Source organism: Candidatus Binatota bacterium (genome assembly GCA_012960245.1).
Classification (GTDB): domain Bacteria; phylum Desulfobacterota; class Binatia; order UBA1149; family UBA1149; genus UBA1149.
Genome location: DUBO01000050.1, coordinates 82,568 through 101,494 on the forward strand (window position 1 = coordinate 82,568; position 18,927 = coordinate 101,494).

Annotated in this window: 19 protein-coding genes; 13 read left to right on the forward strand and 6 right to left on the reverse strand. The window is 63.6% G+C overall.

The annotated features are described in order from the left end of the window. Positions 1–15: 15 nt before the first annotated feature. The 5 genes from hemL to atpE all read left to right on the forward strand — a co-directional run bounded on the left by hemL (position 16) and on the right by atpE (position 3,216). A complete protein-coding gene (hemL, locus tag EYQ35_09100; GenBank protein HIF64293.1) occupies positions 16–1,287 on the forward strand; it encodes a glutamate-1-semialdehyde-2,1-aminomutase in 1,272 nt (423 codons plus the stop codon). Then, positions 1,284–1,544 carry an AtpZ/AtpI family protein gene (locus EYQ35_09105; protein ID HIF64294.1) on the forward strand — a complete coding sequence of 87 codons (261 nt, stop codon included), beginning with the start codon at positions 1,284–1,286 and terminating at the stop codon, positions 1,542–1,544. Before hemL ends, EYQ35_09105 begins: the two co-directional genes overlap by 4 nt. After that, positions 1,531–1,956: a hypothetical protein gene (locus tag EYQ35_09110; GenBank protein ID HIF64295.1), complete on the forward strand. Its 426-nt coding sequence runs from the start codon at positions 1,531–1,533 to the stop codon at positions 1,954–1,956. Before EYQ35_09105 ends, EYQ35_09110 begins: the two co-directional genes overlap by 14 nt. Next, positions 1,884–2,765 (forward strand): F0F1 ATP synthase subunit A, encoded by an 882-nt coding sequence (gene atpB / locus EYQ35_09115; protein HIF64296.1) that lies wholly within the window; start codon positions 1,884–1,886, stop codon positions 2,763–2,765. The genes EYQ35_09110 and atpB overlap by 73 nt, the downstream gene beginning before the upstream one ends. Before the next feature lie 130 nt (positions 2,766–2,895). Then, positions 2,896–3,216, forward strand: coding sequence for an ATP synthase F0 subunit C (atpE, locus tag EYQ35_09120; protein ID HIF64297.1), 321 nt, complete (start codon positions 2,896–2,898; stop codon positions 3,214–3,216). Positions 3,217–3,312: 96 nt separating this feature from the next. Here atpE and pyrE read toward each other — a convergent pair whose 3' ends face one another. Then, positions 3,313–3,876, reverse strand: coding sequence for an orotate phosphoribosyltransferase (gene pyrE, locus EYQ35_09125; GenBank protein HIF64298.1), 564 nt, complete (start codon positions 3,874–3,876; stop codon positions 3,313–3,315). 57 nt (positions 3,877–3,933) lie between these two features. Next, positions 3,934–5,073, reverse strand: coding sequence for an acyl-CoA dehydrogenase (locus EYQ35_09130; protein ID HIF64299.1), 1,140 nt, complete (start codon positions 5,071–5,073; stop codon positions 3,934–3,936). 120 nt (positions 5,074–5,193) lie between these two features. Between EYQ35_09130 and EYQ35_09135 the strand changes: the two genes are divergently transcribed. Together EYQ35_09135 and EYQ35_09140 are read left to right on the forward strand one after the other, a co-directional pair. Continuing rightward, positions 5,194–6,090, forward strand: coding sequence for a peptidyl-prolyl cis-trans isomerase (locus EYQ35_09135; GenBank protein HIF64300.1), 897 nt, complete (start codon positions 5,194–5,196; stop codon positions 6,088–6,090). Beyond that, a complete protein-coding gene (locus tag EYQ35_09140) occupies positions 6,087–7,364 on the forward strand; it encodes a HupE/UreJ family protein (protein HIF64301.1) in 1,278 nt (425 codons plus the stop codon). The genes EYQ35_09135 and EYQ35_09140 overlap by 4 nt, the downstream gene beginning before the upstream one ends. Positions 7,365–7,388: 24 nt before the next feature. Here the strand turns inward: EYQ35_09140 and EYQ35_09145 are convergent, their stop codons facing one another. Beyond that, complete coding sequence (locus EYQ35_09145) at positions 7,389–8,846, reverse strand: HlyC/CorC family transporter (GenBank protein ID HIF64302.1); 1,458 nt, start codon at positions 8,844–8,846, stop codon at positions 7,389–7,391. 90 nt (positions 8,847–8,936) lie between these two features. Between EYQ35_09145 and EYQ35_09150 the strand changes: the two genes are divergently transcribed. Together EYQ35_09150 and EYQ35_09155 are read left to right on the forward strand one after the other, a co-directional pair. After that, positions 8,937–9,881, forward strand: coding sequence for a hypothetical protein (locus tag EYQ35_09150; protein HIF64303.1), 945 nt, complete (start codon positions 8,937–8,939; stop codon positions 9,879–9,881). After that, positions 9,881–11,068 (forward strand): acyl-CoA dehydrogenase, encoded by a 1,188-nt coding sequence (locus tag EYQ35_09155; GenBank protein ID HIF64304.1) that lies wholly within the window; start codon positions 9,881–9,883, stop codon positions 11,066–11,068. Before EYQ35_09150 ends, EYQ35_09155 begins: the two co-directional genes overlap by 1 nt. An 11-nt stretch (positions 11,069–11,079) precedes the next feature. Here EYQ35_09155 and EYQ35_09160 read toward each other — a convergent pair whose 3' ends face one another. Genes EYQ35_09160 through EYQ35_09170 form a run of 3 tightly spaced genes read right to left on the reverse strand, consistent with a single transcriptional unit; the run spans position 11,080 to position 13,524 of the window. Then, the gene (locus tag EYQ35_09160) at positions 11,080–11,574 is read right to left on the reverse strand and encodes a hypothetical protein (protein HIF64305.1); all 495 of its coding nucleotides are present in this window, start codon (positions 11,572–11,574) and stop codon (positions 11,080–11,082) included. Positions 11,575–11,622: 48 nt separating this feature from the next. After that, positions 11,623–12,702, reverse strand: coding sequence for a ferritin-like domain-containing protein (locus EYQ35_09165; GenBank protein HIF64306.1), 1,080 nt, complete (start codon positions 12,700–12,702; stop codon positions 11,623–11,625). A gap of 27 nt (positions 12,703–12,729) precedes the next feature. Then, positions 12,730–13,524: a MerR family transcriptional regulator gene (locus EYQ35_09170; protein HIF64307.1), complete on the reverse strand. Its 795-nt coding sequence runs from the start codon at positions 13,522–13,524 to the stop codon at positions 12,730–12,732. Positions 13,525–13,687: 163 nt separating this feature from the next. Between EYQ35_09170 and EYQ35_09175 the strand changes: the two genes are divergently transcribed. The 4 genes from EYQ35_09175 to EYQ35_09190 are packed head-to-tail and all read left to right on the forward strand — an operon-like array spanning position 13,688 to position 18,884. Then, positions 13,688–15,328: a glycerol-3-phosphate dehydrogenase/oxidase gene (locus EYQ35_09175; protein ID HIF64308.1), complete on the forward strand. Its 1,641-nt coding sequence runs from the start codon at positions 13,688–13,690 to the stop codon at positions 15,326–15,328. Positions 15,329–15,358: 30 nt separating this feature from the next. Beyond that, positions 15,359–16,768, forward strand: coding sequence for an FAD-binding oxidoreductase (locus EYQ35_09180; protein HIF64309.1), 1,410 nt, complete (start codon positions 15,359–15,361; stop codon positions 16,766–16,768). Next, positions 16,765–18,234: a hypothetical protein gene (locus EYQ35_09185; GenBank protein ID HIF64310.1), complete on the forward strand. Its 1,470-nt coding sequence runs from the start codon at positions 16,765–16,767 to the stop codon at positions 18,232–18,234. The genes EYQ35_09180 and EYQ35_09185 overlap by 4 nt, the downstream gene beginning before the upstream one ends. After that, complete coding sequence (locus EYQ35_09190; GenBank protein ID HIF64311.1) at positions 18,192–18,884, forward strand: HAD family hydrolase; 693 nt, start codon at positions 18,192–18,194, stop codon at positions 18,882–18,884. Before EYQ35_09185 ends, EYQ35_09190 begins: the two co-directional genes overlap by 43 nt. The last annotated feature ends 43 nt before the right edge of the window (positions 18,885–18,927 follow it).

Here is an 18,927-nt window from a genome sequence, read left to right on the forward strand (position 1 = left end):
GAGGAAGAGCTGAAAATGGAAGCAAAGCCGGTTTCGGCTGAACTCTTTGAACGTGCGTGCCGTTGTATGCCCGGCGGCGTCAACTCGCCGGTGAGGGCCTGGTCGGCGGTGGGCGGTGTTCCGCGCATCGTGGAGTCGGCGGCGGGTGTTGAGCTCTGCGATGTTGATGGCTGTCGGTACCTGGATTTTACGGCCTCCTGGGGGCCGCTGATCGCCGGCCACGCCCACCCGCGGGTGGTCGAGTCGGTGTCAGCAGCGCTGGAAAAGGGCAGCAGTTTCGGCGCCACAACGCGTGGAGAAATAGAGCTTGCGGAGCGCTTGTGCAGCCGTTTTTCCTCGCTGGAGAAGCTGCGCCTGGTCAGCTCCGGCACAGAGGCGACCATGAGCGCGCTGCGCCTGGCGCGGGCGGCCACCGGCCGCGACTCGGTAGTCAAGTTTGCCGGTTGTTATCATGGCCACAGCGACGGGTTACTGGTGCGAGCGGGTTCGGGCGCCACCACCCTGGGCATTCCCGATAGCCTGGGTGTGCCGGCGGCCGTGGGTGGGCTTACGCGGGTGGCACGCTACAACGACCTCGAATCGGTGCGCGTCGCCTGCGACGGCGAGGTAGCCGCCGTCATCGTGGAGCCGGTGGCCGGCAACATGGGAGTAGTGCCGCCGCGCGAAGGCTTTCTGGAGGGCCTGCGCGAGATAACCGAATCAACCGGGGCGCTGTTGATCTTTGACGAGGTGATAACCGGCTTGCGCCTGTCGCCCGGTGGATGGCAACAGTTGTCGGGGGTGACGCCCGACCTGACCTGCCTCGGCAAGGTGATAGGCGGCGGCTTGCCGGTGGGTGCCTACGGCGGGCGCGCTGACCTCATGGACCAGGTGGCACCCAACGGCCCGGTCTACCAGGCGGGCACCCTGTCGGGCAATCCGCTGGCCGTGGCCGCCGGCCTGGCCACCCTCGACCTGCTCGAGGAAGACGGCAGCTACGAGAGACTCGAGGAGCTTGGCAAGCGACTGGGCGACGGCTTGGCGCAGGCGCTGGCGGGCAACGGTTGCGTGCAGCGAGTCGGCTCGATGCTGACGCTTTTTTTTGGCGTCTCTGACGTGGCCGATTACGACGACGCACTAAGCCTGGACGCCGATGCTTACGGGCGCTTCTTCCACGCGATGCTGGACCGCGGAGTGTGGCTGCCGCCGTCGGGCTACGAGGCCTGGTTCGTGTCGATGGTTCACAGCGATGAGCATGTCGACCGTGCGGTCGAAGCGGCTGGCGGCGCGATGGCGGAGATCCTGTGAACGAGCCCGGCGTGAACGAGGACCGGGGCGGCTCGCTCAAGGCCCTTGGACTTGGCTGGAGCCTGGGCTGGCGCGTGGTGGCCGGCGCCCTGCTGGGCTACCTGGCCGATGCTTACCTGGGCAGCGGGCCCTGGCTCGCGTTGTTGGGTGGGCTGGGGGCAATGGTAAGCGGCGTGCGCAACATGCTATCCGTGTTGGGCCCCGACCCTGCGCAGGATTCATCGCTGGACCCGGGGTCGAGCGATGAAGGCACTTGATCTCGTAGAGCGCGATACGGCGCTGCTCGTGTTGGCGCTGGCCGTGGCCAGCTGGGTCGCCGGGCTCGGCAACGCCATCAGCGTGTTGCTGGGTGGTGGTTTCATGGTTATCAACTTTCGCGTCATACGGATGTTGGTCGCCCGGGCGCTCGGTGGCCGCAAGCAGGCCGTGGCCGAGGGATCAACCGGTGCAGCCGAGTCGCCGTCAGCGTGGCGAACCTGGCCACTGTTTGTTGGTAAGCTGCTACTTGGAATTGCGCTTATAGCCGGTGTGCTGTACCAGTTTCCCGTTGAGCCGCTGTCGTTTGCTGCGGGCACAACCGCCCTCCTGCTGGTCATATTGCTGCGGGGGCTCAGCGGTGGCCTGGCGGACGAAACTGGCACGAGCGAAAGCAGCCCGACGGAGAACTGACCTTGAACAGCAAAGCGAGAAGGATCACCGCCACGTCGCTGTTTATCGGCCTGGCTACAGCTTTCACGCTGGCCGTTGTCCTGGTAGAGCCGGCCCGCGCATCGGGCGGAGTGACCTGGTTTGCTCTGATCCCAGGACTCAACACCATCTGGCCCCACACCGTGGGTGCCACCCTGGTATCGGTGCTGCTGGTTTTGTTTGCCTGGGCCGCCGGTCGCCAGCTCGAAGCAGCGCGTGGGCGCGGCACGGCCCTGGTACCTGACGAGAACCTGAGCCTGCGCAATGCGGCCGAGCTCCTGGTCGGCGCCGTTCACTCGATGACCGAGGGTGTCCTGGGCAAATCGGGCAAGCAGTACGCGGCCCTCTTCGGCACGTTTTTTATTTTCATACTGATGGCCAACCTGCTCGGTCTCGTGCCGGGTTTTGCTCCGCCCACCGACAACTTCAACATTACTTTCGCGCTGGGCATCGCGTCGTTTCTCGGTTTCAACGCCATCGGCATACGCCGACAGGGCTTGGTCAATTACGCCAAGCACTTCGTAGGCCCGGTGTGGTGGCTGGCGGTGCTCATGGTTCCGCTCGAACTCATAGACACCATGGTCCGCCCGGCCTCGCTCGCACTTCGACTCGCGGGCAACATGACCGGCGACCATCTCGTGCTGGCGATTTTCACCGATCTCACCAAGTTCGTGATCCCGGTGGCTTTCTATTTCCTGGGGGCTTTCGTGTCCCTGGTCCAAGCTTTTGTATTCACCCTGCTTTCAATCATCTACGTGTCGCTGGCCATTGGCCACGCCGACGAGCACTGATTGGACGACGACTTTCAAGGGTGGAATTCGAAACAACTTCGTTGCGGTCGGTGGTTGATAGAGGAGTGGTTGGTAGAGGAAAGAGGATGGATGTCGGGCCGTAGAAACGCAGCGTGATAAGGAGAAAACAATGAAGAAGATGAAGACTTTCGTATACGCGGCAACTGCTTTCGTGGCTGCTTCGCTGGTGGCTACACCGGCGATGGCTGCCGATGGCGGCGGCGGTGCTGGTGGAATGATAGCGCTCGCGGCAGGCATCTGCATGGGCGTGGCGGCTTTCGGCGCGGCGCTCGGCCAGGGCCAGGCCGTTGCAGCGGCCATGGAGTCGATAGGGCGTAACCCCAACTCGGCCGACCGTATCCAGACACCGATGATCATCGGTATCGCTTTCATGGAAGCACTGGGCATTTACGCCCTGGTGGTTGCCTTCCTGCTGGTGGGCAAGGTCTGACAGGCGGGATATTGACCTGGCCAACGGGCTTCCGTTGGCTGGTGAACGGGCGGGGATCGACAGCGGTCCCCGCCTTTTTTATGGGCTCTTCGCGGGCTATCGCCCGGCCGCTTCTATCTCGGCCCTGGTCGCCAGCGCCACCACCGAGTCGCAACGCTTCGCGAGATGGGCCATCCCGTCGTTCTCCTGGCGGTCGACCACGGTGACGATGAGCGAGACCCGGCCGCCGGCTTCTTCCACGGCGTCGACGGCCTGGAGCGTTGAGCCACCGGTAGTGACCACGTCCTCCACGAGGGCGATGCGTGCGTCGGGTCGAAAACGACCGTCGAGTTTTGCCGCCGTGCCGTGATCCTTGACGTCACGGCGAACAAAGAAGCCGTCCAGCGGCTGGCCCAGGCGAGCGGCCTCGCACAGCGCTACCGAAACCAGAGGCACTGCGCCTATCGCCATGCCACCGACCAGTTCGACCTCGTTGGCAACCAGGATCTCGGCCACGGCCGTGCCCAGCAGGCTCGCTCCCTCGGAGGACATGACGGTCTGCTTTACGTCGACGTAGAAGTCGCTGGTCTGTCCCGAGGCCAGGGTGAAACTGCCACGTCGCCACGAGAGGCGGGCGAGCAGTGCGGCTACTTCGGCCCTTGTGTTGGTCGTTTTTGCCATCGTTATCTATTCCTGCGCGCTGGGCGGCGTCAGCACAAGTGGCGGCCGCCCGGCGGGCTATTTCTTGAGCAGGTTGCGGGCGATCACCATGCGCTGGATCTGCGAGGTTCCCTCGTAGATCTGCAGCAGCTTGGCGTCACGCATGAGTTTTTCTACGGGGTACTCTTTCATGTAGCCGTAACCACCAAAAATCTGCACGGCGTTTATCGCGATCTGCATGGTACGGTCGGCGCCGAAAGCCTTGGCGTAACTGGCCACTATCGAGGCCGGTTCACCCTGGTCTATGCTCCAGGCCGCTTTCCACGTGAGCAGGCGCATGGCTTCCACTTCTATGGCCATGTCGGCGAGCATGAACTGTATGGCCTGGAAGTTGGCTATGGGCTCGCCGAACTGCTTGCGCTCGAGCGCGTAGTCACGGCTCTCTTCGAGTGCCCGCCGGGCGATGCCGATACACATGGGGCCTATCTGCGGCCGCGTGCGGTCGAAGGTCTGCATGGCTATGCGGAAGCCCTCGCCCTCGTTTCCCACGAGCGCGTCGAGGGGCACCCGCACCTGGTCAAAACTGATTTCGGCCGTATCCGAACAGCGCTGGCCCAGTTTGCCTGTCATCTTGGTGGTCGTCACGCCGGGCGTGTCGGCCGGCACGACGAAACAGGCGATTCCGCCGTGGCGTTCCGAAGCGTCACGGGTGGCGAACACCGTGAACCAGTCTGCCTCGGTGCCGTTGGTTATGAAGTGTTTCACTCCGTCGAGTACGAAGTGGTCGCCGTCGCGCTTGTAGCGGGTCGTCATGCCGGCCACGTCGGACCCCGAGCCAGGTTCGGTCAGGGCGTAACCGGCAAACTTGAAATCGCTGCAGAGGCTGCCCAGGAAGCGCTGCTTCTGCTCTTCACTACCGGCTATGAGCAGAGGCGTGGAGGCCAGCCCGTTGGCCGTCATTATGGTACCGACGCCCGAACAGCCGAAGTTGATTTCTTCCATCACCACGACCGCGTCGAGCACGCCGAGGCCCACGCCACCGTACTCGGCCGGGATCTCGAGGTTCATCAGGCCAACGTCCCAGGCCTTGCGCAGAACTTCCGTCGGAAACTCCTCGGCCTCGTCGTATCGGCCCGCTACGGGAATGATTTCTTTGGCCGTAAAGTCTCTCGCGGTTTCGCGTAACTGTTTCTGTTCGTCGGTCAGGTCAAAGGCTATCAAGTGTTCCTCCGGCGTTCGAGTATCCGGATATGAAGCCGTGAACGCGTCGCGCAGTCCAGTGACCAGGGCGGTGTGGCGCGTTTGCTGCGGTCAGCGGCGCGCGCTAATGCGGCAGCTGTGAAAGACGGCGACACTGTGGGGCCCGGAGAGGCACGATGGTCAACGATCGCGGTGCTGATGGGGCTGGCCGCGGGCGTGTTCATGACCGCAGCCGGATTGATGACCGGGGGTTCGAGGCACAGCTCGGGGCTGGCGCCTGGCATTGCGGCTACGGTGAACGGCAGGGAGCTTCTGGTAGAGGACCTGGAACGGCTGGCCGCCGGCCTGGCGGCCGAAGATCGTGTCGTTACTCTCGAAGATCGGCAGAGAGTACTCGATCGCATGGTCGACGAATCCCTGCTGCTGGGCAGGGCGGTTGAACTGGGCCTGGTCGGCCGCGACCCGGCGGCCCGCAAGGCGCTGGTGTCGGCGGTGGTTGATTCGGTGGTGACCGACAGCAGCGACCTCGACCCTGGTGACGAGCAACTACGGGAGTTTTTCGAGGACAACCGCGACTACTTCCGCTCCTCGCCGCGGTTGGTGGTCGAGCAGATGTTCTTCAGCAGTGGGCGAGCCGGCCTGGACCATGCGCTGCGCGCTGACAAGGCGCTTGCCCGCTTGCGCGCGGGAGAGTCAGCAGAGTTGGTGGCCCGCGAGCTGGCCGACCGGTCGGCGCTGCCCCTGCCGGCCCAGCCGCTGCCGCCGGCGAAGCTGCGCGACTACCTCGGACCCACCGCCGTGCGCACCGCCATGGGTCTCGGCGAAGGCGAGTACAGTGAGGTGCTGCCCGGCGTTGGTGGCTCGCGGGTGCTGCGGCTTCTCGGGCGCGTGGAGGCGGCCGAGCCAGCGTTCGAGATGAGCAGAGCGCAGGTGCTGAACGAGTACCGCCGCCGCGCCGGGGATGACGCCCTGCGGGCTTACATCGATCGCATGAAGCGTCGGGCGAGCGTCGAGATTGCCGAGGGCTACAGGTGACCCTGGTTCGACGGTCTCCTCCCGGCGGGCTGATCGTCATCGGGCTGCTGATCTTCCTGGTGTCGGCCGTGCTGTGGGAGGCCGACCCTGCCCAGGCCCATGATCGCAGCATCTCGTGGTCGCGCTGGTGGGTCAGCGGGAGTGAAAGTGGTACGCAGCTAAGCGCACGCCTGCGGTTGCGGGCTTTCGATCTTGAGCGTTATCGCAGTGGGGCACAGCTGTTCGGTGGAAGAATGCCTGTGCAGCTCGCGTCCCAGTTGGCGGTCACGGTAGACGGCCACCGCTGCAAGGCTCATTCGGCCCGGCGGCTGGCGGGGTCGCCCGATCTTGCCCTGTTTGAGTGGGAGCTCGACTGTCCGGCCCAGGGCGTGGTGGTCATACGCAGTGACTTGCTGGCACCGTTGCTCCCCCAGCACATGAACATGGGGCGGTTGTTTGACGCCGAGGGCAAAGAGCACGAGTTTCTGCTGGGCGCGGGGCGGCGCAGCTGGACGCAAGCAAGCTCCGGCCCGTCGCAGGAGCAGGCTTCATCGTCGGCCTGGGACGATTTCGTGGGCAGTGGTTTTCTCCACGCCGTGGGCGGGTACGACCACCTGGTGTTCCTGCTGGCCTTGCTGCTCGGCGGCACGGCGTTCAAGGAAATGCTGGCGGTGGTCACCGGCTTCACGCTTGCTCATAGCCTGACCCTGGGCTTGACCGTGACCGGCCTGCTGCGCCCGGACGCGTACGCTGTCGAGGCACTGATAGCGTTGTCGATAATTATAGTGTCGGTGGAGAACGCCTGGCTGGCCGGTGGCCGCTCTTCAACACTTACGCGCTGGACGCCATTGTTCATAGCCGTCCTGGCGCTTCCCGCGGCCATGGGCCTGCTCGCCGTTTCGGTAACGAGCATGCTCGGAATGGCTGTGTTTTCGGCTTGTTACTTTCGCCTGCTCGGCGGTAGCGACAGGCCCGGCCGCCTGCGCTGGTTCTGCGCGGTCGTGTTCGGCCTGCTGCATGGCTTTGGTTTTGCCGGGGCACTGCTCGAAGACAGTCGCGCGCAGGCGTCGATTCTCTCGGCACTGGTGGGCTTCAACGTCGGCGTAGAGCTGGGACAGCTGGCGGCACTTTCGTTGATGTGGCCCCTGCTCGGTTTTGCCGAAGGCTTTGCCCGGCGAGTGGGCGGAGCTCCCGCCGTGAGGGGGCTGACCAGGGTGGGTGCGGCCACGACGCTCGCGCTTGGTACCTGGTGGTTTACCGGCCGCGCTTTTCAGCAGCTGGCCATCGGTGGCTGACTTGTGGGCGCAACAGGCGCTGCGTCAGGCGGGGTCGTCGCTGGCCGGGGAATCTTCGGCCGCCGGGTCTTCGTCGCCAGCGGGCGCCTGCCCCGGCGCGGGCGCCAGTAAAACGCGGGCTATACGCCGGCCCTGCATCTCGGTGACGCGGCCGCGGTAATCGCCTATTTCGAACACGTCGCCAGCGCGGGCGATTCTGCCCAGCTGGTCAGTAACGTAGCCACCCATGGTATCTGAATCGCTGCCAGTGTCTTCGATGTCGAGCTCGCGGCAGAGGTCTTCGACCAGGAGCATGCCATCGATCAGTATGCCGTCGTCGGTGTGCAGGATCTTGGCTTCTTCGTCAGTGTCAAACTCGTCCTGTATTTCGCCGACGAGTTCTTCGAGCACATCTTCAAGCGTGACCAGTCCGGTAGGCACGCCGTACTCGTCCACCACCAGGGCCATGTGGGCCCGGCGGCGCTGGAAGTTCCTCTGAAGCACGTCGATGGCCTGGGTCTCGGGTACAAACTGCATCTCGTGTTGGAGCAGCCGCAGGTCTTCTGAAGACTGCAGGCTGTTGGCGCGGTGAAAGAGATCCTTGATGTGGATCATGCCCACGACACTATCCAACCCGGTCTCGCACAGTGGATAACGGGTATGGCTGGTTTCGTGGATGATGGTCATGTTTTCTTCGAGGCTGCGTTCAAGGGAGATAAAATCGATCTGGTCGCGGGCGATCATTACCTGCCGCGCGTTGTGGTCAGAGTACTCGATCAGGTTTCCCAACAGGCGCCGGTTGCTTATTGACAAGCGGCCCAGGGTGGAAGGTTCGGCCAGAAAAATCTGCAGCTCCTCGGCGCTCATGGATTCGTACTCGTGGTCGGCCTCGGTCACGCCAATCATCGAAAGCAGGGCCTGGGCGAGGCGGTTCATCACCGCGAGCAGTGGCGACGAAAGGCGGGCCACGAAGTGTAGCGGCGGCGACATCCACATTGCCACTTTCTCGGTACGGCGCAGGCCGAGAAACTTCGGCGCCAGCTCACCGGCTATCACCAGTGTCACGGTGATGAATACGAAGGCCAGCAGCAAGGCGAGCAGGTGAACAAAAGCGGGAGAGGCGAGACCGGCAGGCGCCAGCAGTTGTTCGATCTTGCTGGCGAGCGCCTTTTCTGCGATTGCGCCTATGGCGAGGCTGGCTGCTGTTATCACGAGCTGGCCGGCGGTTATGTGGCGATCAAGATCGTTGAGGACTTTTTCCAACACGGCTGCTCGCCGCCGGCCGTTGCGAACGAGGGTTTCTACCCGGCTCCGACGCACGGTGACGATCGCGAACTCGGCGGCCACGAAGCAGGCGTTGACCAGCAACAGCCCGAGGGCCGTCAACAAGGCTGTAGTTTCGTTCACTGGATTTGCTGTCGCTGGCCGAAAGTCCGGATAGCCGGTGCCGGCGATGGAGGTTGGTCTGGGTCGTTCATCAAGCTTTTGCAGACTCACTTCCATTTAAGCCACGAAGGAGCCGCGTTGCAAGCACCGTGGAGTCATGGCTGGATAGGGAATCGTTTCCGGTGACCCCGGGCGGGTAAATACGTCGTGCTAGCCCTTGTTCTCGATAATTCCCTCGTGCGCTTGCAGCGCGGCCGGGACCGCCCCCTTTCGGGGGATGGCCTCGTAAGGGTGCGTACCCGCATAGGGGGCATATGCAATACCGACCTTGAGCTGGCCCGCGGTTACATGGGATTCGAGGGTGTGCTGGGGCACGAGTTCGTGGGCGAGGCCCTCGACGGCCAGCTGGCCGGCGCGCGGGTGGTGGGGGGAATCAATTTTTCCTGCCACGATTGCGCTACCTGTCGCGGCGGAAACCCCAGGCATTGTCCCCGGCGTACCGTGCTCGGCATCCAAGGTGCCGACGGGGTGTTTGCCGAGGAGTTTCTCATACCCGAGCGCAACCTTTCGCTGGTGCCCGACGGCGTGAGCGACGAGCAGGCCGTTTTTACCGAGCCGCTGGCCGCTGCCTGCCAGCTGGTGGCGCAGCTGGCAGGAGAAGTGCCGCCGACGGCGCTGGTGATGGGCGACGGCAAGCTCGGCTTGCTGCTGGCCCAGGTGCTGGCGGCCAACGCTTGCAGGGTGGAGCTCGTGGGCCGGCACCTCGACAAGCTCGGCTGGCTGAGGGATTCAGGTGTCAGCCTGGTCGAAGAGTTGCAGCAGGGTAAGACCTGGCCGTTGGTCGTGGAGGCCACCGGCAGTCGCGAAGGGCTGGAGGCCGCTCTGCAGGTTACAAGTCCGCGGGGAACGCTGGTGCTTAAGACTACCGTTGAGGGTAGTCACGAGCTGAACCTGGCCCCGGTGGTTATCAACGAGATCACGATACTGGGTTCCCGCTGTGGCGCGTTTGAGCCGGCGCTGGAGCTTCTCGAGCGCGGCCTGGTCCAGACCGATCCAATGATCGGTGGGCGCTACGGGCTCGACGACGGCGAGAAAGCCTTTGAGCGTGCGGCCTGCCGCGGCGCCGGCAAAATACTGATCGAGGTGGGTTGATGGATTTCGGTTACAGCGACGAGCAGGAAGTTTTCCGCGGCCGGCTGCGCAAGTGGCTCGAACAGTGCGGCGAAGACGGTTCTATTCCCCGGCTGAAGGGATTGGGCCTGGACGAAAAGGTCGCCGTGGGCAGGGTCTGGCAGAAGCGCTTGTATGAAGGAGGTTGGTGCGGGCTTTCCTGGCCCGCGGAGTACGGCGGGCAGGGGATCGGTATTGTCGAGCAGATAATTTTTCAGGAAGAGCTGGCCCGCGCGGGTTCGCCGCAGCTGGTCAACCTGCTGGCCCTGAGTATGGTCGGTCCGATGATCATCGAGCATGGCAGCGAAACCCAGAAAAAACGCTTCCTGAAGTCGATCCTCAACGCCGACGAAATCTGGTGCCAGTGTTTCAGTGAGCCGGGCGCCGGTTCGGATCTCGCTTCGTTGTCCACCCAGGCCGAACTCGACGGTGACGACTACCTGGTAAATGGCACCAAGGTGTGGACCTCGTACGCGCAGTACGCCGACTACTGCATCCTGCTCGCGCGTACAGATCGCGGCACGAAACCGCACGAGGGTATCACCATGCTGATCGTCGACATGAAGAGCGATGGCGTCCAGGTGAGGCCCCTACGCCAGCTCAACGGCGACAGTGAGTTCAACGAGGTATACCTGGAGAACGTGCGTGTTCCGCGGTCGGGGGTCATAGGCGAGCCGGGCGGTGGCTGGAAGATGGCGATCGCCATGTTGATGCACGAGCGTGCGACGCTTACTTTCCAGAGGCAGTTACAGTCGCGCGTTGCGCTGGACGACATGCTGAAGTTTGCCCGTGACTTTGACCACGGCAAGGGGGCGCCGGCCGATGATCCGGTCTACAGGCAGCGCCTGGCCCAGGCCTGGATAGAAAGCGAAGCCATACGGCTGACCTCGCTGAGGCACCTGACCCGGCGTCTCAAGGGCGACCCACCCGGCGCCGAGGGATCAATGGAAAAGCTGTTCTGGAGCGAGATGTACCAGCGCATGCTGGCCGTGCCGATGTCGATGTCCGGCCCTTACTCGATGCTCTCCGGGGAGGATCCCAGGGCACCGCTGGCAGGCCAGTGGCCCGAACTCTACCTCTACTCTCGCGGGCGCACGATCGCCGCGGGCACCTCGGAGGTGCAGCGCAACATCATCGCCCAGCGCGTGCTGGGCATGCCCCGTTCCTGAACGAAGCAGGCTCAGGCAGTTTTGCGTATGCGGCGCCGCTCGCGTTTGGGGTTGATGCTGTGGCGACGTCCGTTGACGCGTCGGAAAGGGAAACGGTAGACCTGTCCCTCGACGCCGGCCAACCTGGCCCGGTCACGCCAGGTCTCCAGGCCCCTGCGAAGGTAGTCGGGCTCCATGTCCAGCGCCTGGCAGATACTCTCAAACGAGAAGGCCCAGTCCATGTCTTCCGAATCCAGCCATGAGTCGACCGCGGCTTCGTCTTCAGAGGGCGGCAGCGGGATGCTGCCACCGCGGAAGACGTTGCGTTGGAACGAGGCGATCGCGTCTTCGAGCACGGCGAGCATCAGGCGTTTTTCCGGCACGAGCGAGGACTCGTCAAGGGGGTGGGTAAAGAACTGGGCGGGGCTCACCGTGTCAGGTTCGACCATGGTAAGGGCCGGGTCTTCTATGCATACGGTGCGTGATTTTCTCGGCTCAACGGTCTCGGTTTTTTGCTGCTCACTCATTTTATGCTCCTTTTTTCTCTCTCTACTCGATTTCGTACGATAAACGGCTCAGGCCACTAGCGATGTCTCGGCTTGGGCTTCGGTGTTGTACTCGTTCACCAGCGCTGCCGGGTCGGCGAACTCTTCTTCAGACGAGGGCATGCTCTCGAACTCGAGGATGTCGAGTTCTTCGAATCCCCTTCTCAGCTTGTCGTTGAGCAGCCCGAGTTTCTTGACGTTGGGTACGATCTTGGAAAACATCGCGCGGCGGAAGGCCTTGGACATTTCGTCGTGATATTCGATCTCAACGCAGGCTTCGACGTCCATGCCCATCTTCTCGTAGACCTCGCGCTGCAGCAGTCGATCGCGCATCAGGCGGCAGCCTTCGTAGACAAATTCCACGCGCTCGTCGACCTCTGCCTCGCTCAACTCGCGGTAGTAGTCCTTCAGGCTGAGTACGCCGAAGGCAACATGGCGCGACTCGTCTTTCATGACCATGGCCGTGAGTTCCTTGATCAGCGGCTCGGTGCTGTAGTCACGCATGGTCTGGAAGGCGGCCAGCGCCAAGCCCTCCACGAGTATCTGCATGCCGAGGTACTTCATGTCCCAGCGTGAGTCGCTGAGAATCTGGTCGAGGAGGGTCTTGAGCTCCGGGTTTATCGGGTAGACGATCTCGATCTTTTCATGCAGGTAACGGTCGTAGACCTCCACGTGACGGGCTTCGTCCATGACCTGGGTCGCCGCGTAGAGTTTTGCGTCTATGTTGGGCACCGAGTCCACGATCTGCGCGGTTGCCAGCAGGGCGCCCTGCTCACCGTGCAGAAACTGCGAGAGTGTCCACGCCATCGACTCGTGGTTGAGTTGGACTTTCTCGCGCTCGGTGAGACGGGTCCAGTGCGAGGTGCCGGAAATGGCTGTTTCTTCTACCGGGAAAAAAGGCTTTTCCGGGTCAACGTCGATTGACCAGTCGAGGTAGGTCTCGCCGTCCCACTGTGCCTGCTTGGCCATGCGGTAGAGCCGCACGAGGTCACCGCGCAAGTGATCGTAGTCCGCTAGAAAGGCGCTGTCGTAGCTGTGGGCCACGCTGTCGAAGGCCCGGGCTACCAGCGGCGGAGTGGTTTGGTCAGCGATTGTTTCTTTCCGGGGCATTTTTCTTATTTCTCTTCCGGCTGCTCTTCAGTCGTTGGTACCCGTATTTTCAGTTTCGTTACCGAGCCTGATTTCCGCCATGGCGCGTAGTATCATCTTGCGCCTCAAGAGTGCCATGAACTGCTCGGCGTGCTTCATGGCGGCTATTGCTATTTCGGGCACGCGCTCGGGGTCGGAATGGTCGGTCACGCCCCGCGTGAAAATTTTGATTTCTTCGCGGGCGAGCTTTTCGAGCGCTTCCACGTAGATGGGCAGCGTAGTCTCGTAGGGGAACAACTCCGGTCCCATGCCGGCCTCGCGCATGGCCTGGAAGTTTTCGAGCAGCAGAAGGTCATCGCCCTCTACGCAGCTCACGCCTTCGCGTTGCATGGGGGTGATGATTCCCAGGCGAACGCAGAAGTCGAAACGATCCCGGTCCACGCCGTAGCGGGCCAGGGCTTCTTCTACCGGCACCGGCGGCTGGTCGGGCGCGTAATGAATTTCTTCGTACAGTGTTCCCTCGATGCCCAGCAGGGTGCTGACCTCGCGCTCGCTCACCACCTCGGAGTCGTGCTCGAGTATGGCCTTGATGACGTCCAGGGGCAGGAAACGCTTCTGCTGCAGTTCCTTGATCACGCGGATGCGCTCAATAAACGAGTGATCGTACCAGGCCATGTTGCGTCCGGTCTTCACCGTGGGTTTGGGCAGAAGGCCTTCGCGGATGTAGAATTTTATGGTGCCGGTAGACACGCCGGTCTCGCGCGCGAGATCGGAGATCTTGTGCAGGCCCGTGGTGCTCGGGTGATTGTCGGTGTCGGTGTCGGTGTTTCTGGTTCTCGTCATGGTAAGTAGAAAGTGCGACTATCCACTTACTATAACCAGGGCATGGCTGTCAAGGGATTTCTCGGAACGGCAGAACTTTTTTTTCCGGGCCAAAAACGGCTGGGAACCAATAAAATACTGGCCTTTTTGACAATTCACCCTTTGCCGAGCAGTCTGCTCGCCAGTGTCTGAGTCGTTTCAGCCAGCTCCAGAAACGGCCCCCCCGACCAGGGGGGAGCGTCTTGGCCAGGCGGCCGAGGGCTGCTTTGACCTCGTCGTGGTGGGCGGAGGGATCACCGGCGCGGGGGTCGCCCGCGAGGCGTCGGCCCGTGGATTATCTACCCTGCTGCTCGACCGTGGAGACTTTGCCGGGGGCACCAGCAGCCGTTCGTCCAAGCTCATTCACGGCGGTATACGCTACCTCGCCCAGGGTGACGTAGCCCTGGTGCGAGAGGCTTCGCGCGAGCGCGCGGTATTGCACCGCATGGCTCCGCACCTGGCCGTGCCCATCAACGTTGTTTCGCCCGCGCGATCGAAAGCCGGCTTGGCCAAGCTGGCAACCGGCATGTGGACCTTCCGCCGATTGTCGGCCGACGGTGAAGATTACAAGGTGCTGGGGTCACGCCAGACGGTTGAGTTTGAGCCCTTGCTGGCCGATCGCGGCATCGCTGGCTCGGTGGTGTTTCGCGAGTACCTCACCGATGACGCGCGCCTGGTACTCGAGACGGTGCTGAGCGCTGCTGATTCTGGCGCGGTGGTTCTCAACTACACCGAAGTCACAGGTATAGAGATGGGAGAGGCTGGCGCCATGCTGTCGGCCCGCGACGTACTGGGAGCCGACGACCTGGTGATCAGGGCGCGCTGCGTGGTAAACGCTGCCGGCCCCTGGTTCGACGAGGTGGCCGGACTCGCCGACGCTTCGCAGCGGCCCCGCCTGCAGTTGACCCGGGGTATTCACGTTGTGGTCAAGGGCGAGGCCCTGCCGTTGGCGAGCATGCTGGCCTTGCGCACGAGCGACAATCGCACCGCGTTTGCGCTTCCTCGAGGCGGCGCGTGCTACGTGGGGACGACCGACACGCTCTACGAGGGCGACCCGGCCGAGCCCGATATCGAGGGTGCCGACGTTGCCTACCTGCTCGACGCGGTCGAAGAGACACTCGGTTTGCGCTTGCGGGCCGACGACCTGCTCGGTTGCTGGGCGGGGGTGCGGCCGCTCATGGCATCGCCCGGTCGCAAGGTGTCGGAGATATCGCGGCGCGACGAGCTCAGTAGCGGCCCCGGTCCGCTGGTGTCGATAGCTGGTGGCAAGCTGACGACCTTTCGCCGCATGGCCGAAAGGGTCGTTGACGCCGCTGTCAAACAGGCCGACCTGAAGCCGAGTGCCGGGCCGCCGGGCGACACGCCGTTGGTGGGAGGCAGCGCTGACCAGCAACTCGAGGCCCGGGCCTGCGCTGTCGGCCTCGAGGACAGCGAGCTAGAGCAGCGTTTGTGGGCTGTCTACGGCGCCCGGGCCCCGGGGCTACTGCGCTGTATCGCCGATGACCCCGCCCTGGGCAGAGCCGTGGGCGGTCTCAAAGACCTGACCCTGGCCGAGCTCGAGCACTGCGTTGAACAGGAAATGGTGCTCACCCTCGATGACCTGTTGCGACGCCGTGTGCGCACTGCGATGTTCGACGCCGAGGCGGCCATGGCTGCTGCGCCCGAGGCCGCTCGTGCGCTGGCGGTGAGATTGGGCTGGGACGATGACCGGCGGCGGCGGGAAGTGGACGTTTTTGTCTCGAGAACCCGTGCCCAGCTTTCTGCGGCGCGCGACGCAGCAAAATAGAACAGCGGCGCTGAGCTGTGGAGACGAGCTATGACTGAACAGGTAGAAGGGCTGGACAAGCTGGCGGCCGACGCTCCCGGTCTCGAAATAGTGACCGAGGGCGAGCTGCTCGAGGAAACCGGCCGCGACACCTGGATGCGCAGTCTCATGCAGGCACGCGCGAGTGGGCGCGAACCGCGGGCGGGGGCGGTGCTCAGACCCGGCAACACCGCGGAACTTTCGGCAGCCCTGCGCTGGGCCGGGGAGACCGGCACACCGGTGCTGCCCTACGGGCACGGCTCGGGCGTGTGTGGCGGCGTGTTGGCGTCGGCGGGTAGCGTGGTAGTCGACCTGCGGCGCATGGATGCCGTGCTCAATATAGACGACGTTTCGTTGAGGGCGACCGTCCAGGCTGGCGTGCGGGGCTCCGACTTTGAGGCTGCTCTCAACGAGCGCGGTCTGACGATGGGGCACTGCCCGCAGTCGATCGAGATTTCGAGTGTCGGCGGTTGGTGCGCCACGCGCGCCTCGGGCCAGTTCTCTACCCTGTATGGAAACATCGAGGATATGTTGCTGGGCTGCGAGTTCGTACTGCCCGGGGGCAGGGTACTCAGGCTGGCCAGTTCCACCCGTTCGGCCACCGGCCCCGATCTTAAGCACATGTTGATGGGCAGCGAGGGCACACTGGGCATATTCAGCGAGCTTACTTTCCGTGTGCATCCCTTGCCTGACTGCAGGCGCGGCCAGGCCTTCACCGTGCCCGATTTTGCCGCTGGCGTGGAATCACTCAGGCTGATAATGCGCGGGGGGTGGCGGCCGGCGGTTACCCGCCTGTACGATGCGGCCGAAGCGGGTCGTCATTTTGCCGGCATGGCCGAGGGCGCACCTGCCCTGCTGTTTCTGAGCGAGGGGCCCGAGTCGCTCGTGCAGGCTGAGTCTGCGGCCATAGCCGCCATAGTGGAAACGCAGGGCGGCACGCCGCGCGGCGAAGAGCCGGTTCTCAGCTGGATGGAGCACCGCAACCAGGTGCCCACTTTTGACTCCCTGCTCGACCAGGGGCTGGTGGCCGACACCATAGAGGTGGCCATTGCCTGGGACAGGCTTTCGGCCCTCTACGACGATGTAAGCAAAAAGGGCGGGGAGATAGAGGACATGCTCCTCATGTCGGGGCATGTTTCGCACTGCTATACCCACGGTGCGAATATTTATTTTACCTTCGTAGCGTCCCAGCCCGATCTCGAGCGAGGCCTGGAGATTTACGACCGGGCCTGGGAAACCACCATGCGCGCAGTTCACGAAGCGGGCGGCACGATCGCTCACCATCACGGCATCGGCCGCGTGAGACGCGGCTGGTTGAGAGCCGAGCTGGGCGAGGGCGTCGAGTTGTTGCGTGCCCTCAAGGACTCGTTGGACCCCGGGGGCATCATGAATCCGGGCGTGCTGCTGGAGCCCGCCGAATGAAAACCGCGCTGCTCGCGCTCGACGCGGGCACCACCCAGATAAAGGCGGTTGCCTACGATGAGAAGGGCACGGTGCTGGCCCGCGCCGTGAGGCCGGTGACCACCATTTATCCGGGGCCCGGGCTGGTGGAGCAGGACGCGTCGCAGGTGCTGGCCGCGTCGGTCGAGGTACTCACAGAGGTGCTGGGCCGGACGGGCGGCAAGGCCGAGGGAGTAAAGGCCCTGGGCATAGCCAACCAGCGGGGCTCGATAGTGGCCTGGGACTCGGTCAGCACGGAGCCCTTGTCGCCGATGATAAGCTGGCAGGACACGCGCGGGGCTGAGCGTTGCGAGCAGTTGCAGGCGGCCGGGTTTTTCGTGATGCCGGGGATGGCGGCGAGCAAGGCCGAGTGGATCATGGCCAACATCGAAGCCGCGGCCACGGCAGCAGCCGCGGGCCGGCTGCGCATGGGAACGCCCAACTCCTGGTTGGTGGCAGGCCTCTGTGGAGGCTTGCACACCTGCGATCACTCCAACGCTTTTCCCAGCGGCCTGTACGACTTTGCCGATGGTGACTGGAGCGATGCCCTGCTGGTGGAGCTTGGCCTCGAACGCGCCATGTTACCCGAGCTCGTAGACTCCAAGCTGGTGACCGGAGGCCTGCAGGCGGAACTGCTCGGTGCCCCGGTGCCGCTGGGCTGTACTTCGGCCGATCAGCAGGCCTCGTTGTTCGGGCTCGATTGCCTTGTTGAGGGCAGCGCCAAGTGCACGCTGGGGACCTCGGCTTCGGTCAATCTCAATACCGGGGGCAAGCTGCGGCTCGGTGGGCCGGGAACTTTTCCGCTGGTGGCCTGGAGAGAGGACGGCGTGTCGACTTACTGTATGGAGGGGCAGGTCCTCACCGCAGGCGAAGCCCTGCGTTGGGCGGCCACTGCGCTGGGCTTTGACGGTGGCCCGGCGGCCCTGGCAGCACAGGCCGAAACAGCCGACGATTGCGGGGGCGCCTGGATGATCCCTGCCCTCCACGGCCTCGGTACTCCCTGGCAGAATGATGTGCAGGCCCAGCTGGGAGGGCTTTCGGCGGCCGTGGGTCGCGCGCAGCTCGCGCGCGCGAGCGTTGAAGGAGTGGCCCACCGTGTGGTCGATGCTGCCGAGGGGCTGTGGCAAACCCCCGGCGAGACGCTATCTACCGAGCCATTACCCCTCGAAGTGCTGCGGGTTGATGGTGGGGCCTCGAGCAGCGAGATGTTGCTACAGATGATCGCTGACTTTGCAGGCACGCGGGTCGAGCGCAGCAGTGATCTCGACGGTGGCGCCCGTGGCGTTGCCCTGATGGCGGCCGCAGCGGTGGGACTCGAGCTGGGCGAGGGCGGAGATGGCTGGTCGTTTGACCGGGCATTTGAACCCGCCCTGACCGAAGAGCGAAGGCTCGAGCAGCGCGCGACCTGGAAGGCTCGCGTGCAGGCCCTGGTCGAGGTCAGCAGCTGACCGTGTCTATCCGCCTGCTGGTGTTCGATTGTGACGGCGTGCTGTTCGAATCAGGTGACGCCAACATCGGTTTTTATAACGAAGTGCTGCGCCGTGTCGGCGAGCCGGCGATGACGTCGGCGCTCGAAGAAAAATGTCACGCAATGTCTTCGCCCCAGTTCTTCGAAGTCTACTTCGCCGATCGTCCCGACATGGCTGCGAGGGTACGCGAGATGGCGATCGCTACCGACTACGAACCGTTCTACTCGTTGATGCATCCCGCCCCGGGCCTGCACGACCTGCTCGACGCTTTGCGCGCCGAGGGTTACGACACGGCCATGGCCACCAACCGTGGCCGCACGGTGGGCCGTCTTCTCGAGCTTTTTGAGCTCGACAGTCGTTTTGATTTCAGCATCGGTACGCTCGACGTCGAGTTACCCAAGCCGGCTCCGGACATGCTGCTCAGTTGTCTCGAGCGTTTTGCCCTGGAGGCGCGTGAAGCCGTTTACCTGGGCGACCAGGACTGCGACCTCCAGGCGGCTACCGCTGCGGGGCTGCATTTTGTGGGAGTCGGGCCGGTTGTCGCCCACGCACAGTTGAGTATTGAAGCTATCGGTGAGCTGCCCGGCCTGCTCACGCTGCTCAACGAGCCTGGCGGCAGCGCGACTTGATGCAACAATTCGCAACGTTGCGAGTTATTGCGGTCTATAGTTG

What these genes read in the sequence shown, in the direction of transcription:
- EYQ35_09165 (HIF64306.1), bottom strand. Translation starts at nt 12,702, where the DNA reads ATGCCCCGGAAAGAAACAATCGCTGACCAAACCACTCCGCCGCTGGTA.
- EYQ35_09145 (HIF64302.1), bottom strand. Translation starts at nt 8,846, where the DNA reads ATGGAAGTGAGTCTGCAAAAGCTTGATGAACGACCCAGACCAACCTCC.
- EYQ35_09185 (HIF64310.1), top strand. Translation starts at nt 16,765, where the DNA reads ATGAAAACCGCGCTGCTCGCGCTCGACGCGGGCACCACCCAGATAAAG.
- EYQ35_09155 (HIF64304.1), top strand. Translation starts at nt 9,881, where the DNA reads ATGGATTTCGGTTACAGCGACGAGCAGGAAGTTTTCCGCGGCCGGCTG.
- EYQ35_09170 (HIF64307.1), bottom strand. Translation starts at nt 13,524, where the DNA reads ATGACGAGAACCAGAAACACCGACACCGACACCGACAATCACCCGAGC.
- EYQ35_09160 (HIF64305.1), bottom strand. Translation starts at nt 11,574, where the DNA reads ATGAGTGAGCAGCAAAAAACCGAGACCGTTGAGCCGAGAAAATCACGC.
- hemL (HIF64293.1), top strand. Translation starts at nt 16, where the DNA reads ATGGAAGCAAAGCCGGTTTCGGCTGAACTCTTTGAACGTGCGTGCCGT.
- EYQ35_09110 (HIF64295.1), top strand. Translation starts at nt 1,531, where the DNA reads ATGAAGGCACTTGATCTCGTAGAGCGCGATACGGCGCTGCTCGTGTTG.
- EYQ35_09180 (HIF64309.1), top strand. Translation starts at nt 15,359, where the DNA reads ATGACTGAACAGGTAGAAGGGCTGGACAAGCTGGCGGCCGACGCTCCC.
- atpE (HIF64297.1), top strand. Translation starts at nt 2,896, where the DNA reads ATGAAGAAGATGAAGACTTTCGTATACGCGGCAACTGCTTTCGTGGCT.
- pyrE (HIF64298.1), bottom strand. Translation starts at nt 3,876, where the DNA reads ATGGCAAAAACGACCAACACAAGGGCCGAAGTAGCCGCACTGCTCGCC.